A 16,223-nucleotide genomic window follows, 5' to 3' on the forward strand; every position below is an offset into this window, starting at 1 on the left:
CGCAAGGATCGACAAGACGACGCCGGGCGGTCCGGGCGAGGCTGTGCGGGAACCCGGGCGGGACGACCGTCCGGGTCCGTACCGGCGCGATCCGGTGACCGCCGGCGTGCCGGAAACGGCTCCGTTGCGCCGTTTCCGGCACGCCGGACGATCTGGTCGCGTCGTACCCATTGATCGGAGGGATCCTCACCATGGCAACCATCTCGCGGGAGATCCGCATCGACGCCGGCGCGGCGGACGTGTGGGCGGTGATCGGCGACTTCGCCGCCGGACCGCGCCGCATGGCGCCCGACCTCGTACTCGACAGCCACGTCGACGGCGACTGCCGGGTCGTCACGTTCGCCGACGGCACCATCGCCCGCGAACGCCTCGTCACCGTCGACCACCCCACCCGCCGCATCGTGTACTCCGTCGTCGGTGACACCGTGCGCCCGGTGCACGACAACGCGGTGATGCAGGTGGTCCCGGACGGACCGGACGCCTGCCGCTTCGTCTGGACCCGCGACGTACTCCCGGACGACCTCGCGCCGTTCATGGACACCGCCATGACCACCGCCCTCCCCGTCATCGCCCGCACCCTGAGCCGCCGGCCCGGATCCGGTGCGGCCTAGGGTTCCGAGGGTGGACGGTGACACGGAACGGTACGTGGGCGATGTCGCGGCGGTGGCGGCCGCGGCGCTGGGCCCCGGCCTGGTCGGCGCGTACCTGCACGGGTCCGCGGTACTCGGCGGGTTCGACGTACGCCGCAGCGACGTGGACGTGCTCGTGGTGTGCGCCGGCCCGCTGCCCGCGGCAGTACGGGCGGTCCTCGCGGACGGGCTCCGCGCCGACCTCCTGCCGTGTCCCGCGACGGGCCTCGAACTGAGCGTCGTCACGCTCGCCGCGGCCCGCCACCCCACCGCGCGCCCGGCGTACGAGGTGCACGTGACGACGGCGGCCGGTGACGCCAAGGTCGTGCACGGTGACGGTCAGGACGGCGATCCCGACCTCGTCCTGCACTTCGCGGTCTGCCGTACGGCCGGGCGGCCGGTCGGGTCCGCCGCACCGGTGGCCGACGTGTTCGCGCCGGTACCCGACGGTCTGGTCCGCGCCCAGCTGGCCGACGAGTTGCGCTGGGCCGCGCACGCGCCCGGGGAGTACGCGGTGCTCAATGCCTGCCGCGCCTGGCGGTTCGCCGTCGACGGCGCGATCGTGTCCAAAGTGGACGGTGGCCGGTGGGCTCTGGACCGGCTCTCCGGTACGGACCGCGGCCTGGTTCGCGCCGCCCTCGACCGGCAGCTCTCCCGCCCCGCCACGGACCTCGACCCGGAAGCGGTCCACCGGTACGTGCACGGCGTCCTGCCCCGCCTCACCGCGCCCTGACCGCGGCTGCATCGGTTGCCGTGCCGCGTAACGGAAGCAGGGCGAGACGAGGTGGCGTGCGCCGCCACCGGCGGAGCGTGCGTGTTACCTCCGGGCCTTGGCGGTCGTCGTAGGGGTGGCGGCGCGGTGCCGGTCGCCGTGGGTACCGAAAAAAGGGGCGCTCATGAACCTCGTGCTGTGGATCGTCGCCGGGCTGCTGGCCGCCGTGTTCCTGTTCGCCGGCGGCAACAAGCTGTTCGTCTCGCGGGAGAGGCTGGCGGCGGCGCCCGGTGGGGCGTGGGTCAACGGGTTCACGCCCGGCGCGGTCAAGGCCCTCGGCGCCGTCGAGGTACTCGGGGCCGTCGGCCTGGTGCTGCCCGCCGCGCTCGGCATCGCCCCGGTACTCGTCCCGCTCGCGGCGGTGGGGCTGGGCGTGATCATGATCGGGGCGGCGATCGTGACGTTCCGCCTGAACGAGGCCAAACACGCGGTACTGAACCTGGCGTACCTGGCGCTCATCGCGTTCGTGGCGCTGGGCCGGTTCGCGTTCGCCCCGTTCGCCTGACGCACCGCGGCTACCGGCCGCCCGCCCCGGCCCGTTCGCCGCGGGCGCGGCCGGATCGCCTGCCGGACAACGGATCCGCGGCACGAGCGGCGGTGTGCCGGTGACCACCGCGGTGACGGATCAGGGGGCGCCGAGGTCGCGGCGCCAGTCGTTGCTGCGCATCCACCGACCCGGCGGGTACTCGAAGTCGGTGGCGCCGAGCAGGGTGAAGCCGGCGCGGCGGCAGACGGCGTTGGAGCCCTCGTTGGCCACGCTCGGGAACGCGTGCAGGAAGCGGTGCCGGCCGTCGGCGCGCGCGGCGGCGACCACGGCCAGCACCGCGGCGGTCGCCACCCCGCGCCCCTGGTACTCGGGCAGCACGTTCCAGCCCGACTCGTACACGGGGGTGTCGTGCCACTGGCGGCTCCAGTAGGCGACGCTGCCGGCGGGTGTGCCGTCGGGCAGTTCGATGCGGTACATCCGCCCGCCGGGCAGCGCGAGGTACCGCCGGTGCCGCGCCTCGACCTGGGCGGCGGTCTCCGGCCCGCCGACGTACCGGCGCATGTCGGGGGTGTTGATCCGGCGCAACAGAGCCAGGTCGGCCTCGGACCACGGTACGAGCCGGACCGGTGCGGTTTCCATCCACCCACCCTCGCGCCGCCTCGCCGGCGCGGCAACCGGATTCCACGATCAGCCGCGCGGCAACGGAAGTACGGTGCCGAGGTCGGCCGTCGGGTCCGCCAGCCCGTCGAGTACGCCGAGGGCCGCTCGGGCGACGGGCGTGTCGGCGCCGGTGTCGAGCGCGAGGCGCAGGTCCTTCGCCGCCCACGCCACCGGGAACGCCGCCGTGGTACTGGTCCCCCGGGCGAGCAGTGCGGCCAGCGGCCCGGCACCGAGAACGCCGAGCACCTCGTCCGTCGGTACGCCGAGGGTCTGCCCGACGGACAGCGCGTCGCCGAGCGCGGCCAGGCCGGCGACCAGCGCGGTGTTGACGACGAGCTTCAGCGCTGAGCCGGCACCGAGCGGCCCGCACCGGCGTACGGTGCCGACCGGGGCGAGCAGCTCGGCCGCGGTGTCCAGCGCGGCGTCGGTGCCGCCGGCCAGGAGGGTGAGCCGGCCCGCCGCCGCGGCGTCCACGCTGCCGACCATCGGCGCGTCCACGAGGTCCACATCGGACAGTCGGGATGCCAGTCGCCGCACGGTATCCGGCCCGATCGTACCGAGCTGCGCGAGTGTCGTACCGGGGGCGAGGGCGGCGGCCGCGCCGTCCGGGCCGAAGAGTACGGCGTCGAGCGCGGTCTCGTCGGCGAGCGTCGTCACGACCAGCCGCGCGCCCGCGACCGCCTCGGCCGGGGTGGCCGCCGCGACCGCACCGGCCCGTACCGCAGCGTCGGTGCGCGCGGCCGTCCGGTTCCACACCCGTACCGGGTGGCGGGTGGCCAGCCGCGCCGCGACCGCTGCACCCATCCGCCCGGTGCCCAGCACCGCGACGCGCGCCTCAGCCACGGTCGGTCCCGGCCGCGGCGAGCACCTCGACCTCCAGTACGGCGCCGGGCTTGAACAACCGGCTCACCTGCACCGTCGTACTCGCCGGCCGCTGCGGCAGGTACTTCGCGCGGACCGCGCCGTACGCGGGGAGGTCGGCGAGGTCGGTCACGAACGTGCGCACGTGCAGCACGTCCGCGAACGTGGCGCCGTGCGCGGCCAGGATTCCCCCGATCATCTCCAGCACGTACTCGCTCTGCGCGGCCATGTCGCCCGGTGCCACGACCGCGCCGGTGTCGTCGGCCGCGATCTGTCCGGACAGGACCAGGAGCGCACCCGCGCCCAGGTCCAGCCGCGCCACATGGCTGTACGGTCCGGCCGGCGCGGCCACCCCGACCGGGTTGTCCAGAGTCACGTTCATCGTCGGATGTCCTTCCACGACTGGGTGTCCGGGCCCAGCGTAGGAGCGGCACACGTATGCGACCAACGAATGTGTGGCATGGCTGCGATGCGCGACTAGCATGGCCATCATGCAGGTACAGGGGTTGCGGGTGTTCCGGGAAGTGGCCCGGCACGGGTCGATCACCGCGGCCGCGCGGACCCTCGCGTACACGCAGTCGGCGGTGTCGCGCCAGATCGCCGCTCTCGAAGCCGACGTCGGCGCGACCCTGCTCGACCGGGCCGCCCGCGGCGTCACGCTCACCGAGGCCGGGCGCTGCCTGCTCGACCACGCCGACGCCGTACTCGACCGGCTCGACGTGGCGCGCCGGGACATCGCCGCCCTCCGCGACCTCGGCGCCGGCCGGATCAGGATCGGCGCGTTCGCGACCGCCATGGCCGCGCTGGTGCCGCGCGCCGTCGCCGCGTTCCAGGCCGAACACCCCGCCGTCGCCGTACACCTCGTCGAAGGGCTCACCCCCCGACTCCTCGAACGGATCGCCGACGGTGACGCCGACATCGCCGTCGTCAGCTCACCGCCCGACGACCCGCCCGACCACACCCGGTACCGGCTGCACCACCTGCTCGACGAGCGCCTGCTCGTCGCCGTACCGCGGGACCACCGACTCGCCCGCCGCCGTCAGGTACGCGCCGCCGAACTCGCCGGCGAGTCGTTCATCGCCGGATCCGCCGACGCCGAACAGACCCTGCTCCGCGCCACCCTGCCCGCCGGCTGGACGCCGCGCGTCGACATCGTCGTCCGCGAATGGACCGGCAAGCTCGGCTGCGTCGCCGCCGGCCTCGGCATCGCGCTCGTTCCCGCCCTCGCCGTCCGCGCCACCCCCGCCGACCTCGCGCTGATCCGGCTCCGCGACGCCTCGGTACGCCGGATCCACGCCGTCACCGCGGCCGGCCGCACCCCGCCCGCCGCCGTACCGGCGCTGCTCCGCCAGCTCCGCGCCGCCGCCCCCACCCTCACCGCCCGCCGCTGACGACGGAGTACTCGGGGGTGCCCAGCGACACCTGATTCGCTTGCGGGGCAACGGTTACCGGTCACCAGGCGGCGGTGTCGCGCGGGGTGTCGAGCAGGTAGTCGGTGTGGTGCACGTCGAACAGGGTGCGGCCGAGGTCGCGCGCCGCGGCGATCGGGTCGCGCGGGTCGGCGGCGACCTCCCCGCGCCGGTTCCCGACCCCGTGTACGACGGCGACGAAGTCCTGCCGCAGGTACCGGCAGAGCTGTTGGACCTGGGTGCGGAGGGCGGTGGTGAGCGCCGGGTTGTCCTCCTCGGACGACAGCAGCAGCGCGAGTCGCTTGCCCGGCATGGCCGCGACGACCTCCGCGGACCGCGGGTAGCCGGCGGACAGGTAGCAGACCAGGCGGTCGACGACGTTCTTGAGTACGGCGGGGAGGCCGTAGAAGTACAGCGGGGTGGCGAGGACGATCGCGTCCGCCGGTACGAGGACGTCGTGGACCAGGTCGCGGTACCCGTCGTCGATCGTGCAGTGGCCGTCGGCGTCGCGGCAGAGCCGGCAGTCGCGCAGGAAGCCGCCGGACGTGACGGTGTTGAGGTCGACGGTGGTCACGGTGTGGTCGGCGGCGCCGTCGGCGAACGCGGCGGCGAGCGCGCGCGAGTTGCCGTCGGTACGGGGGCTGGCCGTCAGCAGGGCGATGTGCACGTCGCCCAGTCTGGCGAGTGACTGTGGATCCGGGAAGTACGCAGTTTCTTGTGCAGTACTGACGGTTTGTATAGCGTCGCCGGATGGTTCGAGGTGCCGGCGACGCCCCGGAGTACTGCACGGTCGAGGCGGCGATGGAGGTGTTGGGCGGCAAGTGGAAGCTGGCGATCGTCAAGGTCCTGCTGACCGGGACGCACCGGTTCGCCGCGCTCCAGCGCGCCCTGCCGACCATCACCCCGCGGATGCTCACCCGGCAGCTGCGTGAGCTGGAGTCCGACCGCATCCTCCGCCGCACCGTGTACGCGGAGGTCCCGCCGCGCGTCGAGTACGACCTGACGGAGCTGGGTGCGGGGTTGGCGGAGCTGGTGGAGTGGCTCGACCGCTGGGGCCGGGAGTACCGGAAGGTCCGCGCCTGACCCGTCCGTCCGGTTCGGCGGGCGGCGCGGACCCGGCCCCGGCGTACTGGGAGGATCGGTGTTACCTCGGCGCGGCCCGGCCCGTCATGGTCGGTGAGTGCTTGTGGAGGTGGGGCATGACCGGACCGGTACCGGCGGACGACGTGGCGGACGCGTTCGTGGCGCAGCGCGGGCGGCTCGTGGCGGTCGCGTACCGGATGCTCGGTTCGCGGGCGGACGCGGAGGACGCGGTGCAGGAGGCGTGGCTGCGGCTGTCCCGGCAGGACGTCGCGTCGATCGACAACCTGCCCGGCTGGCTGACGACCGTGGTGGGTCGGGTGTGCATCGACATGCTGCGGTCGCGCCGGACCCGGCCCGAGGCCCCGTACGACGACCGGTTGCCCGACATGGTCGTCACCGAGGACACCGACGCCGCGCCGGAGGACGACGCGCTGCTCGCCGACTCGGTCGGCCTGGCCCTCCTCGTCGTACTCGACACGCTGAAGCCGGCGGAGCGGCTCGCGTTCGTGCTGCACGACACGTTCGGGGTGCCGTTCGAGGAGATCGGGCAGATCCTGGGGCGTTCGGCGGACGCGACGAAGATGCTGGCGAGCCGGGCGCGGCAGAAGGTACGCGGCACGCACCGGACCACGGACGACCGGCAGCAGCAGCGCGCGGTCGTCGACGCGTTCATCGCGGCGGCCCGGTCGGGCGACTTCGAGGCGCTCCTCCGCGTACTCGATCCGGACGTGACCTGGCGGGCGCACACCGCGCGGGGCGTGGTGGTCCGGCTCGGCGCGACCGAGGTGGCCGCGAAGGCGCGGCACGGCATGCGCGCGAAGGTCACCGGCCACCGCGTACTCGTGAACGGGGAGCCGGGGATCATCGCGTGGGGCCCGACGGGCCGGCCGTACAGCGTGATGGCGTGCACGGTGGTGGGCGGCCGCATCGTCGAGATGCTGTCGGTCAGCGACCCGGACCGGCTGGCCGCGCTGGACCTCCCGCCCTGCCCGGAGTGACCGCGGCCCTTGACTCCCAAAGCTAAAGCCATTAGCTTCATGGCTACTTACTTAAGCGGAGGGGGAGTCATGGCGTACGCGGTGGTCGGGGAACGGGTCGGGCGCATCGTCGCGGGGCGGGTCCTCGCCGGGGTGGCCGCGGGCACCGCCGTGGTCGCCGCGATCGGCGCGGTCCCCGGCATGGTGGCGGCGGACGCCGACGACCGGATCGCCCAGACCTGGTGGACGTACGGGCTGGTGGTGTTCGCCGCGCTGTTCGCGCTGCTCGCCGCCCGACCCCTCGGTACCCGGTGGTTGTGGGAGATCGTACTGGTCAACAAGCTCGCGCTCACCGTCACCGCGGGGGCGTACCTGGTGGCCGGCAGCGCGACCGGCGCCGGCACCATCGTCGCCTCCGACGGCGCCCTCTTCGTCCTCCTGCTCGCCGCCTACCTCTGCGTACGAGGCTGGCGCGCCGGCCGCACCGCCTGACGTCGGGCCGCGACGCCCCGGCGCTCAGCGCGCGAGCAGGGCGCCGAGCCGGCAGAGGTCGCCACGCAGGGTACGCAGCAGCATCGGGCGCAGGACCGGGGTGAGCAGCCGCTGCGCGCCGACCGGGCGTACCGAGGCGTGCAGGGTGACGCGGGCGGACGCCGGCCCGAGCGGCCGCACCGCGCGCCAGCCCTCGGCGACCAACCCCGACGTCGTACGCCAGCGGAAGCGGATCCCGGCGTCGACCGCCGTCACCACCCCGCCGCTCCGGTACGTGCGCCCGGCGAAGCGCAGCACCTCCGCCGTCGTCGTACCGACCGCGACGGGGCCGGGCGGATCCGGCGCCATGGTGCGCACCCCGGCGCGCCACTGCGGATCGCGCCGGTAGTCCGCCACCACGGACCACGCCCGGGCGGCGGACACCGGCACCACCTGCGACGCCTCGACCTCGACCACGCGGTCAGCGTACGACGGCGCATTCCGTTGCGGGACAACGACCTCAGGCGCGCCGTACGGGTTCCTGGAGTTCGGTGACCCAGTCGTCCTGGTTCGCCGGAACCTCCAGGTTCACCTCGCGCGGGTAGCCGGCCGACCGGTACCCGTTGGACTCGATCCAGCGGCCGAGGGTCTGCACGGTCGGCAGGATCGCCGACATGGGGCCGCGGTGCAGGATGGTCGCGGCCTGCTCGACGGGCGGCAGGTCCACGACGCGCAGCCCGTCGTCCTCCTGTACCGGCGCGGTCACCTCGACGCCCGCGTGGACGAGCACCCCACCGTCGGGAACGTCCTCGTAGCAGGCGATGCCGGGGCCGGACGGCGCGATGCCGGCCGCGGCGAGCCGCCGGAACAGCTCCTCGTACAAAGGTTGGATGACGGGGGTGATGGTGTCGAAGTCCGGCGCGACACCGGTCACCTCGGCCACCCGTACGGTGGGGAGGGTCTTGAGGACGACGTCGTCGGTGGGCATCCGCCCCTCGCTTTCGATCGAGCGGAGTCGCGCCTCGACCTGCGTCAGCCGGTCCGCCGCGGTCGCCATCGCCGTTTCCAGTTCGGCCTGGCGGAGCCGGAGCATGGCGCGCAACTGGTCGGTGGTGACCTTCTCGTCGAGGATCTCGGCGACCTGCTGGAGCGTGAAACCGAGGTCCTTCAACGCGATGACGCGGTTGAGCCGGGACAGCTGCGCGGCCGTGTAGCGGCGGTATCCGGTGGCCGGGTCGACGTACGCGGGGCGCAGCAGTCCCGTCGCGTCGTAGTGGCGCAGCATCCGGACCGACACGCGGCCGTGGCGGGCGAACTCTCCGATGGTGAACATGACGACTCCGAGTCCAGCACCTGACACGGTGTGAGAGTCAAGAACGCTACCCGGTCGCGTCGGTGTCGCCCGGCCCGGCCGGTTTCGCGCGCTTTGCCTTGCGCGACACGCGATGTCCCCAGCCCGCCGACGTGACATTAAACCCCCCGGGGGTACTTGCCCGGCCCGGTCGCGCCGGCTACCGTCGTGCTCGGTCGATACCCCCGGTGGGTATCAGTTCGGGAGAGGGCGGTACGCCATGAGTGGGACGCGGCAGGGCGCGCGCCGGTGGTGGGCACTGGGATTCATCGCGCTGGCGCAGTTCATGGTCATCATGGACACGTCGATCATCGGGGTGGCGTTACCCCGCATGCAGACCGATCTCGGCTTCTCACCGGGCGGCCTGTCCTGGGTCTTCAACGCGTACGTGATCACGCTCGCCGGGCTGCTGCTGCTCGGCGGCCGGCTGTCCGACCTGCTCGGCGCGCGCCGGGTCTTCGCCGCCGGCTGGGCGGTACTGCTCGGCGGGTCCGTGGTCGCCGCGCTCGCCGGTACGGCCTGGGTCGAGCTGGTCGGCCGGGTACTCCAGGGCGCCGGTTCGGCCCTGATCGCGCCGTCCGCGCTGACCCTGCTGATGATGCTGTTCGGCAACAGTCCCAAGGAACTCGGCCGCGCGCTGTCGCTCTACGGCGCCGCCGCGCCGGCCGGCGGTACCGCGGGGGTGTTCCTCGGCGGGGTCATCACGCAGTGGCTGTCCTGGCCCTGGGTCTTCTGGCTGTACGTGCCGATCGCGGCGCTCGCGCTGGTCGTCACGCCGCTGCTGATGCCCGCCGGCCCGCGCGGACGCGGCTCGGTCGACGTGGTCGGCGCGGGCGCGGTCACCGGCGGCCTGGCCCTCGCCGTACTCGGGGTCGTGCAGGCGCCGCAGGTCGGCTGGGGGTCGCCGCGCACCATCGGCGTCCTCGCCGCCGCCCTGGTACTCCTCGGCGGGTTCGTCGCCGTCCAGCGCACCCGCCGGGAACCCTTGGTACGACTGGGAATCCTGCGCACGCCGAACCTCGGGGCGGCCAACCTGGCGCAGGCGCTGCTCGGCGCCGCCTGGATCCCGATGTGGTACTTCCTCAACCTGTACCTGCAACAGGTCCTCGGGTACGGCGCGTTCGCCAGCGGCGCCGCGCTGCTGCCGATGACCCTGCTCATCGTGGTACTCATGGTCGGGGTCGCGCCCCGGCTGATCGCCCGGTTCGGCGCGAAGGCGCTGATCGTCGGCGGGCTGCTGGCCCTCGCCGCCGGCCTGGTGTGGCTGTCGTTCGCCCGCCCCACCGGAAACTTCGCCGTCGACGTACTGCCCGCGTCGCTGGTCGCGGCGCTCGGCCAGGCGCTGGCGTTCATCCCGTCGCTGGGCACCGCGATCGGTAGCGCCCGGCCCGAGGAGGGCGGTCTCGCCGCCGGACTCGTCAACACGTCGTACCAGATCGGGTCGGCGCTCGGGCTGGCCGCGATGACCGCGGTCGGCGTCTCCTTCGGCGCCGGCAGCGTCGGGCACCCGGTGGCGCTGACGCACGGTTTCGCCGCCGCGTTCCTCGGTGCCGCGGGCGTCGCGGTCGCCGGCGCGGTCCTCGCCGCCGCCACCCTGCGCACGCCGCGGGCGGTCGCCGAACCGGCCGCTGCCTGACCGACCGGTACGAGGTGGGGCGTGGTCCGTCGACCGCGCCCCACCTCGCGTGCTCAGGCGGTGCGCCGGGACAGGCCGCGGATCAGCATGCCGGTCGCCACCGCGGCCACGATCACCAGTACCAGGGCCAGGATCGGTACGACGACGAACAGGCCGCCCGACCCGGACGACGTGCACTCGTTGCCGGCGCAGGTCGCCTCCACGCCGGCACCCAGCCAGAACACGAGCGTGGTGAAGCCGATGCCGAAGCCGAGCGGGACCGCGGTGCCGATGCCTCGCAGCCGGGTCGACCAGCCCCGCGCCGTCCACACCAGGACGACGCCCACGACCCACCCGAGCACCGGTACGAAACCGGCCACGATCAGGCCGATGACGACGGCCGCGACGCGCAGCCCACCGTGCGCCGGCCCTTCCCGGGGTACTGCCGCCGGCGCGGGTTCGTCCACGCCGACGATCTCGTCGGGTTCGCCGAGCCGGTCCAGGATCGTACGCACGGTCGGCTCGTCGTCGTGCTCCGCCTCGGCGCGGGACGTGGCGATGTGTTCGGCGAGGTCGGCGAGCAGCTCACGCCGGCGGTCCGGGGGCAGCGCCGCCGCGCGGGCCTCGACGCGGGCCAGGTAGTCGCGGACGATGTCGTCGGTGGCTGTGGCGTTCATCGGTGGCCTCCGTTTCACAGGGACAGGAAGTGTTCGACGGCGCCGGCGACGCGCCGCCACTCCGCGGCGAACGTGTCGACCGCGCGACGCCCGTCGGCGGTGATGCGGTAGTAGCGCCGGGGCGGGCCCGACGGGGACTCCTGCCAGTACGTCTCGACGAGGCCCTGCCGGCGCAGCCGGCCGAGCATCGGGTACACGGTGCCTTCGCTCGTCACCATGCCCTCGACGGTGCCGAGCGAACGCACGATCTCCACGCCGTAGCGCTCGCCGTCGCGCAGCAGGGCCAGCACGCAGTACGGCAGCATCCCGCGACGCAGCTGCGTCATCAGGTTGTTTTCACCACCAGCATCCATGTCTCGCATAGTACTGACCGCGTCAACATCGCCGCGGGTACCCGACAAAGGAGCCGCGCGCGGTGCAAAACACCAGGTCAACGCGTTGGAGAGAGGTCACTTTCGCTGGTCAAGGAGTCGAACGTGTGTTCGACTGTGGGTATGGCGGGGGCGTTGTGGCCGTACGGGGTGCCGTGGACGAGGCAGGTGTCGCCGCGCCGCCGGTGGTACCGGCACGGGCGGCCGTGGGAGATCCAGCACCTGCACCTCGACGAACTCACCGACGAGGCCGGCGGCTGGCGCGTCTCCTGGTCCGCCCGCCGCGCCGGCGACCTCGTGTACGACACGCTCGCCGAGGCCATGGCCACCGTCCGCTGGGTGCTCGCGCAGGGTGGGCTGTGGTCCGAGTCCGCCGGCGGGCGCTGGGTCGAGGTCGACCCGGACGATCCGGAACGTACCGTCGACGGCGGCCCGGCGCCCTGGCGTCCCGGTCAACCCGACCCGCTGCGCGGCCGGAGTGGTCGCTGAATCCCTTGCGTACCAACGGATCCCGTGCGGGTCACGGTGCGTGGCGGTGGTGTCGGCACCCTGCCCGGAATGTCCGCCGGGCCGGTACGGGACGATGCCGGCATGGACGAGGAGACGCTCGCCGGCGGCACCGTGAGCACCGTCGTACGGATCGGCGACACGGTGCGGCGGACACCCGGACCGCGCCCCGGTTTCGTACGGGATCTGTTGGTGGCACTGGAATCCGCGGGTTGGCCGGGTGCGCCGCGGCACCTCGGCACCGACCCGGCGGGACGCGAGGTGCTGAGCTTCCTGCCCGGGTACGTGGCGTGGCAGGACGACCCGCCTGCCGCCGTACGCGCGGAGCCCGCGCTCACCGCGGTCGCCGTACTGGTGCGGCAGTTCCACGACCTGACGGCGGGCAGCGCGCTCGCCGGTGACCGGGAAGTGGTGTGCCACAATGATCTCGCGCCCCGCAACACCGTGTACGCCGACGGGTTCCGGCCGGCGGCGTTCATCGACTGGGACCTCGCCGCGCCGGGCGACCGGATCGCCGACGTGGCGCACGTGTGCTGGCAGTACGTGCCGCTGCGACCCGGTACGGATCCCGCCCGAGCGGCGCGGACGCTGGCCGCCGTGGCCGACGCGTACGACCCGGGGCGGGAGCTGATCGACCGCGGCGCGCTCCTCGACACCGTGCTGTGGTGGCAGGACCGCTGCCGGCGCGGCATCGAGTCCGCCGCCGACGCCGGCGACCCCGCGATGGTACGGCTGCGCGAGCACGGCGCGGTGCGTTCCGTGCGCGCCGCGTACGAGTGGACCGCCGCGCACCGGGCCACCCTGTCCACATCCCTTGCCTGACAACGCTTCCGCGCCAGGTACCCGGTGGTCGTCGTCCGGGGGCGGCTGCGACGACGCGGCGTCGGACGTCCACCACGGGGCCTCGCCAGGAGCCGCAACCGGACGCGGCGAGGCACCGCGGCGTCCACTGTGGACGGCGCGCACCGGGGGCGGCGAGTACCCGGTGGGGTTGGTGGTGGTGCGTAGGGTCGGTGGCATGAGCACCGAGACGTCCCCGTTCACCGAGACCACCGGCACCGCGCGGTTCGCCGCGTACGACGCGCTCGCGGCGCGCGGGCCGGTGCAGCGGCTGACCCTGTTCACCGGCGTGCCCGTCTGGCTCGTCACCGGGTACGCGGAGGCCCGCGCGGTGCTCACGCACCCGGACGTGGTGCGGTCCGCGGGCGAGGTGCCGCACCGGGACACGTTCCCCGCGCCGCTGGCCGCCGCGATGAACTCGCACATGCTCGCGGCGAACCCGCCGGACCACACGCGGCTGCGGCGGCTCGTGTCGGCGGCGTTCACCCGGCGGCGGGTGGCGGGGATGGCGCCGCGGATCGAGGCGGTGGCGGCGGCGCTGGCCGACGACCTGGCCGCGGACGGTGCCGGCGGCGACCCGGTCGACCTGGTCGCGCGCTTCGCGTACCCGCTGCCGATCACGGTGATCGCGGACCTCGTCGGCGTACCGGAGGCGGACCGGCCGGCGTTCCGTCGCTGGTCGTCGATCGCCACGTACGGGCCGGCGCACCCCGCGGACGTGTTCGTCACCGCGGTGGCGGAGATGGTGGACTACCTGCGCGAGCTGATCGCGGCACGTACCGCGAAGCCCGCGGACGACCTGCTGTCCGAGCTGATCCGGGTGCACGAGGACGGCGACCGGCTGTCCGCCGACGAGCTGACGTCCACGGTGTTCCTGCTGCTCGCCGCCGGGCACGAGACGACGGCGAACCTCATCTCGATCGGCACGTACCGGCTGCTGACGGAGCCGGACCAGCTCGCCCTGCTGCGCGCCGCGCCGGAGCGGATCGACGCCGCCGTCGAGGAACTGCTGCGCCAGGACGGCCCGGCGCAGGTGACGCTCCCCGCCGTCACCCGCGCCCCGGTACGCGTCGGCGACGTCACGGTCCCCGCCGGCGACGTCGTCGTCGTCGCGCTCGTCGCCGCGAACCGCGACCCCGCCCGGTACGCGGAGCCCGCGCGGCTCGACCTCACCCGGGAACCGGCGCAGCACCTGGCGTTCGGGCACGGGATCCACCACTGCCTCGGCGCGCCGCTCGCCCGGCTGGAGGGCCGCACCGCGCTGCGTACGCTGCTGGACCGGTTCCCCCGGCTCCGGCTCGCCGAGCCCGACACCGAGCCGCAGCGCCCGCCGGGACTGCTCATCAACGCGCTCACCGCCCTTCCCGTACGCGTCGACTGACGGCGCCGGTTCCCTTGCGACCGCTGCGATCCGGGTACGACGGAGGGCCGGCACGCGCGCCGTCGACCACCCGCGCCCGTCGACCCGCGCGCCGCCGTCGGTCCTCCGGAATTCTCCGGATCACCGGCGGCCACGGGGTCGCCGGACCCGGCCGGCACGCCAGCCGCCGTCGGCCCACCCGGGGGCGGCTCGCTCGACGCAGCCGGCGCCGTACCCGTGGGCTCACCGGCTGCCGTCGGGCCTCCGGGCGCTGCCGGGTCGCCGGACGCCGCCCGTACTCCCGGCCCGGTCGGTTCACCCGCCGCCGTCGCCACGACCGGCCTGGGGCGCCGGCGGACGCGGGGTCGCTGGACTTGCGGCGCGCGCTCGGGTCACCCGAAGCCGCGGCGGCGCCCGACGTGGCGTTGCGTCCACCGACCGGCCCACCCGCGTACGGGGACGGGTCCGCGGGTACGCCGGCCGCGCGCCGGGGAGTACCCGGGGGAAGGGGTTCGTCGGAGGGGCGCCCGCCGGACCTGGTGGGCAGGACCGGCACGTGGCTGTCGGGTGGCGTCCGGGGGAGGCCGCCGGTGACGGTGACCGGCGCGCCCGGACAGGCCGTACGCCACTCGTGCAGCGGGCGTCGGCGGGCGTCGCGTTGGCGGGATGCGCGCTCAGGTTGTCGTACAGGAGGAAACCGAGGGTGCCCAGGAAGAGCCCGGCCGTGAGCACACCGCCCACGCGCGCGAGCCGTCCGAGCATCGGTGTCATGAGGACACGAGATCTGTCCGGCCGGGTGTCCGGCAACGTTCCGGGCTGTCCGGGCACCGTTCCCGCTCTGGTACTGATCGGGGCGAGTTGTCCCGTCTTGCGTCGTTGAGCTTTGCTGGGGTATCCCCCCGCGAAGGAGTCGCGCCGATGGACGCCATGAGGGAGCGCCGTCCGGACCCGTGGTCGGCCGCCACGCCGGCCGAGTTTCTCGACGTGTTGAAACGGCTGCGCGCGTGGGCCGGCCGGCCGTCGCTGCGGACGATGACCGCGCTCGCCGGCACCGTCGACGTGCCCGGACGCCCGCCGAACGACCTGCTCCCGGTCGGTACGCTGTCCGACAACCTTGAGGGAAAGCGGTTGCCGTACCTGTCGCGGGAGTCGTTCGTCGAGGCGTACGTCCGCGCGTGCCTCCGCGCGTCCGGCGCCGACGACACGCTCACCGCGGAGGTCGTCGACGACTGGCGCGCCGCCCGCAACGCCCTCGCCGCCGCCGTACCCGCCGAGCACGGTGCCCCCGACGCGCCACCCACCCGCGGCGAGTGGCGGCCAGACGCTGCGCCCACTCAAGGCGAGCGGCGCGACGGTGCGCCGACCGCCCGCGACCACGCGCCGACCACTCGCGACGATGCGGCGCCCGGCCGCGGCGAGTGGCGCCACGCTCCCGCCTACCCGGCGACACGAGCCGAACCGGACGACGCAACGCCCGGCCGCGGTGGGCCGCCGCACGCGCTCCACGCGGTGCCCGCCAGCGTAGGGCCGCGCCATGCCGCCGCGGACGAGGACGATGCGGCATCCCCGCCGATCCGTCCGGCCGTACCGGACGCGGACACCGGTTCCCGGCCGGACGAGCCGGACGCAGCGCGGGCGTCGCACGTACAGCAGTGGCTGGGCGCGTTCCGTACGGGGGAGCCGGTGGTCGGTCGGGCGCGGCGGTTCGCCGTCGTCGGCGCCGCCGCGGTACTGGTCGTGCTCGCCGTCACGGCGTCGTTCCCGATCGCGTCGGGCCTGGAGTAGGTGCCGCCGGGCCGGGCGCACGCGGCGGGGCCGCCGGCGGGTGACTCGCTGTCGGCCACACCGTCGACGGCATCGAGGGCGCGTACGACGCCGGCGGCGCCAGCGACCCCGGCGGGCCATGGCAAGCATTCGGCGAATCACCCGGCGGAGCACCGTACGCATCCGGCGCAGCCGTCCGCGACCCCGTCGTACCCGTTCATGTCGGGTTATCCGGGCAGTACGTGGAGTCCGACCATGCCGTCCTACGGCTATCCGAGTTCGTGGAATCCCACCTTTCCGTAATCGTTCGGACGGCGTTTCGCGCTCCGGCCGGGGTGGGCTGAACGGGGCTCACCCGGCGATCGGAATAGCTCTTAGAGGTCCTAACA

Annotated in this window: 20 protein-coding genes; 12 read left to right on the forward strand and 8 right to left on the reverse strand. The window is 74.2% G+C overall.

Annotation, left to right across the window (positions count from 1 at the left end):
* Positions 1-191 precede the first annotated feature (191 nt).
* The 3 genes from Aru02nite_RS25300 (at position 192) to Aru02nite_RS25310 (ending at position 1,906) form a co-directional block, all read left to right on the forward strand.
* Positions 192-611 carry an SRPBCC family protein gene (locus Aru02nite_RS25300; RefSeq protein WP_203661960.1) on the forward strand — a complete coding sequence of 140 codons (420 nt, stop codon included), beginning with the start codon at positions 192-194 and terminating at the stop codon, positions 609-611.
* 10 nt (positions 612-621) lie between these two features.
* Positions 622-1,362, forward strand: coding sequence for an aminoglycoside adenylyltransferase domain-containing protein (locus tag Aru02nite_RS25305; RefSeq protein ID WP_203661962.1), 741 nt, complete (start codon positions 622-624; stop codon positions 1,360-1,362).
* Positions 1,363-1,525: 163 nt separating this feature from the next.
* Positions 1,526-1,906, forward strand: coding sequence for a DoxX family protein (locus Aru02nite_RS25310; protein WP_203661964.1), 381 nt, complete (start codon positions 1,526-1,528; stop codon positions 1,904-1,906).
* A gap of 120 nt (positions 1,907-2,026) precedes the next feature.
* On the opposite strand, the gene Aru02nite_RS25315 is transcribed toward Aru02nite_RS25310, so the two are convergent.
* Genes Aru02nite_RS25315 through Aru02nite_RS25325 form a run of 3 tightly spaced genes read right to left on the reverse strand, consistent with a single transcriptional unit; the run spans position 2,027 to position 3,791 of the window.
* On the reverse strand, positions 2,027-2,527 hold the full coding sequence (locus Aru02nite_RS25315) for a GNAT family N-acetyltransferase (RefSeq protein ID WP_203661966.1): 501 nt from the start codon (positions 2,525-2,527) through the stop codon (positions 2,027-2,029).
* A gap of 48 nt (positions 2,528-2,575) precedes the next feature.
* On the reverse strand, positions 2,576-3,391 hold the full coding sequence (locus Aru02nite_RS25320) for an NAD(P)-dependent oxidoreductase (protein ID WP_203661968.1): 816 nt from the start codon (positions 3,389-3,391) through the stop codon (positions 2,576-2,578).
* Complete coding sequence (locus Aru02nite_RS25325) at positions 3,384-3,791, reverse strand: RidA family protein (protein WP_203661970.1); 408 nt, start codon at positions 3,789-3,791, stop codon at positions 3,384-3,386. The genes Aru02nite_RS25320 and Aru02nite_RS25325 overlap by 8 nt, the downstream gene beginning before the upstream one ends.
* 109 nt (positions 3,792-3,900) lie before the next feature.
* Here Aru02nite_RS25325 and Aru02nite_RS25330 point away from each other — a divergent pair, with 109 nt between their 5' ends.
* Positions 3,901-4,800, forward strand: a complete 900-nt coding sequence (locus Aru02nite_RS25330; protein ID WP_203661972.1) for a LysR family transcriptional regulator — start codon at positions 3,901-3,903, stop codon at positions 4,798-4,800.
* Between the two features lie 61 nt (positions 4,801-4,861).
* Here the strand turns inward: Aru02nite_RS25330 and Aru02nite_RS25335 are convergent, their stop codons facing one another.
* A complete protein-coding gene (locus Aru02nite_RS25335) occupies positions 4,862-5,485 on the reverse strand; it encodes a flavodoxin family protein (protein ID WP_203661974.1) in 624 nt (207 codons plus the stop codon).
* Positions 5,486-5,568: 83 nt separating this feature from the next.
* On the opposite strand from Aru02nite_RS25335, the gene Aru02nite_RS25340 reads away from it, so the two are divergent.
* From Aru02nite_RS25340 to Aru02nite_RS25350, 3 genes are all read left to right on the forward strand, one after another.
* The gene (locus Aru02nite_RS25340; RefSeq protein WP_203661976.1) at positions 5,569-5,901 is read left to right on the forward strand and encodes a winged helix-turn-helix transcriptional regulator; all 333 of its coding nucleotides are present in this window, start codon (positions 5,569-5,571) and stop codon (positions 5,899-5,901) included.
* Positions 5,902-6,017: 116 nt separating this feature from the next.
* Positions 6,018-6,899 (forward strand): sigma-70 family RNA polymerase sigma factor, encoded by an 882-nt coding sequence (locus Aru02nite_RS25345; protein WP_203661978.1) that lies wholly within the window; start codon positions 6,018-6,020, stop codon positions 6,897-6,899.
* A 69-nt stretch (positions 6,900-6,968) separates the two neighbouring features.
* On the forward strand, positions 6,969-7,370 hold the full coding sequence (locus Aru02nite_RS25350) for a hypothetical protein (RefSeq protein WP_203661980.1): 402 nt from the start codon (positions 6,969-6,971) through the stop codon (positions 7,368-7,370).
* Between the two features lie 24 nt (positions 7,371-7,394).
* Here the strand turns inward: Aru02nite_RS25350 and Aru02nite_RS25355 are convergent, their stop codons facing one another.
* Both Aru02nite_RS25355 and Aru02nite_RS25360 read right to left on the reverse strand, forming a co-directional pair.
* A complete protein-coding gene (locus Aru02nite_RS25355) occupies positions 7,395-7,826 on the reverse strand; it encodes an SRPBCC family protein (RefSeq protein WP_203661982.1) in 432 nt (143 codons plus the stop codon).
* Positions 7,827-7,869: 43 nt separating this feature from the next.
* Positions 7,870-8,682 carry a MerR family transcriptional regulator gene (locus Aru02nite_RS25360; protein ID WP_203661984.1) on the reverse strand — a complete coding sequence of 271 codons (813 nt, stop codon included), beginning with the start codon at positions 8,680-8,682 and terminating at the stop codon, positions 7,870-7,872.
* Positions 8,683-8,920: 238 nt separating this feature from the next.
* Between Aru02nite_RS25360 and Aru02nite_RS25365 the strand changes: the two genes are divergently transcribed.
* Positions 8,921-10,336, forward strand: a complete 1,416-nt coding sequence (locus tag Aru02nite_RS25365; RefSeq protein ID WP_203661986.1) for an MFS transporter — start codon at positions 8,921-8,923, stop codon at positions 10,334-10,336.
* 53 nt (positions 10,337-10,389) lie between these two features.
* On the opposite strand, the gene Aru02nite_RS25370 is transcribed toward Aru02nite_RS25365, so the two are convergent.
* Together Aru02nite_RS25370 and Aru02nite_RS25375 are read right to left on the reverse strand one after the other, a co-directional pair.
* The gene (locus Aru02nite_RS25370) at positions 10,390-10,992 is read right to left on the reverse strand and encodes an HAAS signaling domain-containing protein (RefSeq protein ID WP_203661988.1); all 603 of its coding nucleotides are present in this window, start codon (positions 10,990-10,992) and stop codon (positions 10,390-10,392) included.
* A gap of 14 nt (positions 10,993-11,006) precedes the next feature.
* Entirely contained in the window at positions 11,007-11,345 is a 339-nt protein-coding gene (locus tag Aru02nite_RS25375) for a PadR family transcriptional regulator (RefSeq protein WP_239076940.1), read from the reverse strand.
* 141 nt (positions 11,346-11,486) lie between these two features.
* On the opposite strand from Aru02nite_RS25375, the gene Aru02nite_RS25380 reads away from it, so the two are divergent.
* From Aru02nite_RS25380 to Aru02nite_RS25395, 4 genes are all read left to right on the forward strand, one after another.
* Positions 11,487-11,852, forward strand: coding sequence for a hypothetical protein (locus Aru02nite_RS25380; RefSeq protein WP_203661993.1), 366 nt, complete (start codon positions 11,487-11,489; stop codon positions 11,850-11,852).
* Positions 11,853-11,876: 24 nt separating this feature from the next.
* Positions 11,877-12,692 carry an aminoglycoside phosphotransferase family protein gene (locus tag Aru02nite_RS25385; RefSeq protein ID WP_203661995.1) on the forward strand — a complete coding sequence of 272 codons (816 nt, stop codon included), beginning with the start codon at positions 11,877-11,879 and terminating at the stop codon, positions 12,690-12,692.
* Positions 12,693-12,888: 196 nt separating this feature from the next.
* The gene (locus Aru02nite_RS25390; RefSeq protein WP_203661997.1) at positions 12,889-14,091 is read left to right on the forward strand and encodes a cytochrome P450 family protein; all 1,203 of its coding nucleotides are present in this window, start codon (positions 12,889-12,891) and stop codon (positions 14,089-14,091) included.
* Between the two features lie 897 nt (positions 14,092-14,988).
* Positions 14,989-15,855 (forward strand): hypothetical protein, encoded by an 867-nt coding sequence (locus Aru02nite_RS25395; protein ID WP_203661999.1) that lies wholly within the window; start codon positions 14,989-14,991, stop codon positions 15,853-15,855.
* Positions 15,856-16,223: the final 368 nt, after the last annotated feature.

Origin of the sequence: Actinocatenispora rupis, assembly GCF_016861975.1 — a bacterium.
In the GTDB taxonomy this organism is placed as follows: domain Bacteria; phylum Actinomycetota; class Actinomycetes; order Mycobacteriales; family Micromonosporaceae; genus Actinocatenispora; species Actinocatenispora rupis.

Excerpts from the sequence above, each read along its gene's own strand:
- Aru02nite_RS25300 (WP_203661960.1), top strand. The coding sequence starts at position 192 with ATGGCAACCATCTCGCGGGAGATCCGCATCGACGCCGGCGCGGCGGAC.
- Aru02nite_RS25310 (WP_203661964.1), top strand. The coding sequence starts at position 1,526 with ATGAACCTCGTGCTGTGGATCGTCGCCGGGCTGCTGGCCGCCGTGTTC.
- Aru02nite_RS25315 (WP_203661966.1), bottom strand. The coding sequence starts at position 2,527 with ATGGAAACCGCACCGGTCCGGCTCGTACCGTGGTCCGAGGCCGACCTG.
- Aru02nite_RS25325 (WP_203661970.1), bottom strand. The coding sequence starts at position 3,791 with ATGAACGTGACTCTGGACAACCCGGTCGGGGTGGCCGCGCCGGCCGGA.
- Aru02nite_RS25330 (WP_203661972.1), top strand. The coding sequence starts at position 3,901 with ATGCAGGTACAGGGGTTGCGGGTGTTCCGGGAAGTGGCCCGGCACGGG.
- Aru02nite_RS25340 (WP_203661976.1), top strand. The coding sequence starts at position 5,569 with ATGGTTCGAGGTGCCGGCGACGCCCCGGAGTACTGCACGGTCGAGGCG.
- Aru02nite_RS25345 (WP_203661978.1), top strand. The coding sequence starts at position 6,018 with ATGACCGGACCGGTACCGGCGGACGACGTGGCGGACGCGTTCGTGGCG.
- Aru02nite_RS25350 (WP_203661980.1), top strand. The coding sequence starts at position 6,969 with ATGGCGTACGCGGTGGTCGGGGAACGGGTCGGGCGCATCGTCGCGGGG.
- Aru02nite_RS25360 (WP_203661984.1), bottom strand. The coding sequence starts at position 8,682 with ATGTTCACCATCGGAGAGTTCGCCCGCCACGGCCGCGTGTCGGTCCGG.
- Aru02nite_RS25365 (WP_203661986.1), top strand. The coding sequence starts at position 8,921 with ATGAGTGGGACGCGGCAGGGCGCGCGCCGGTGGTGGGCACTGGGATTC.
- Aru02nite_RS25370 (WP_203661988.1), bottom strand. The coding sequence starts at position 10,992 with ATGAACGCCACAGCCACCGACGACATCGTCCGCGACTACCTGGCCCGC.
- Aru02nite_RS25375 (WP_239076940.1), bottom strand. The coding sequence starts at position 11,345 with ATGGATGCTGGTGGTGAAAACAACCTGATGACGCAGCTGCGTCGCGGG.
- Aru02nite_RS25380 (WP_203661993.1), top strand. The coding sequence starts at position 11,487 with ATGGCGGGGGCGTTGTGGCCGTACGGGGTGCCGTGGACGAGGCAGGTG.
- Aru02nite_RS25390 (WP_203661997.1), top strand. The coding sequence starts at position 12,889 with ATGAGCACCGAGACGTCCCCGTTCACCGAGACCACCGGCACCGCGCGG.
- Aru02nite_RS25395 (WP_203661999.1), top strand. The coding sequence starts at position 14,989 with ATGGACGCCATGAGGGAGCGCCGTCCGGACCCGTGGTCGGCCGCCACG.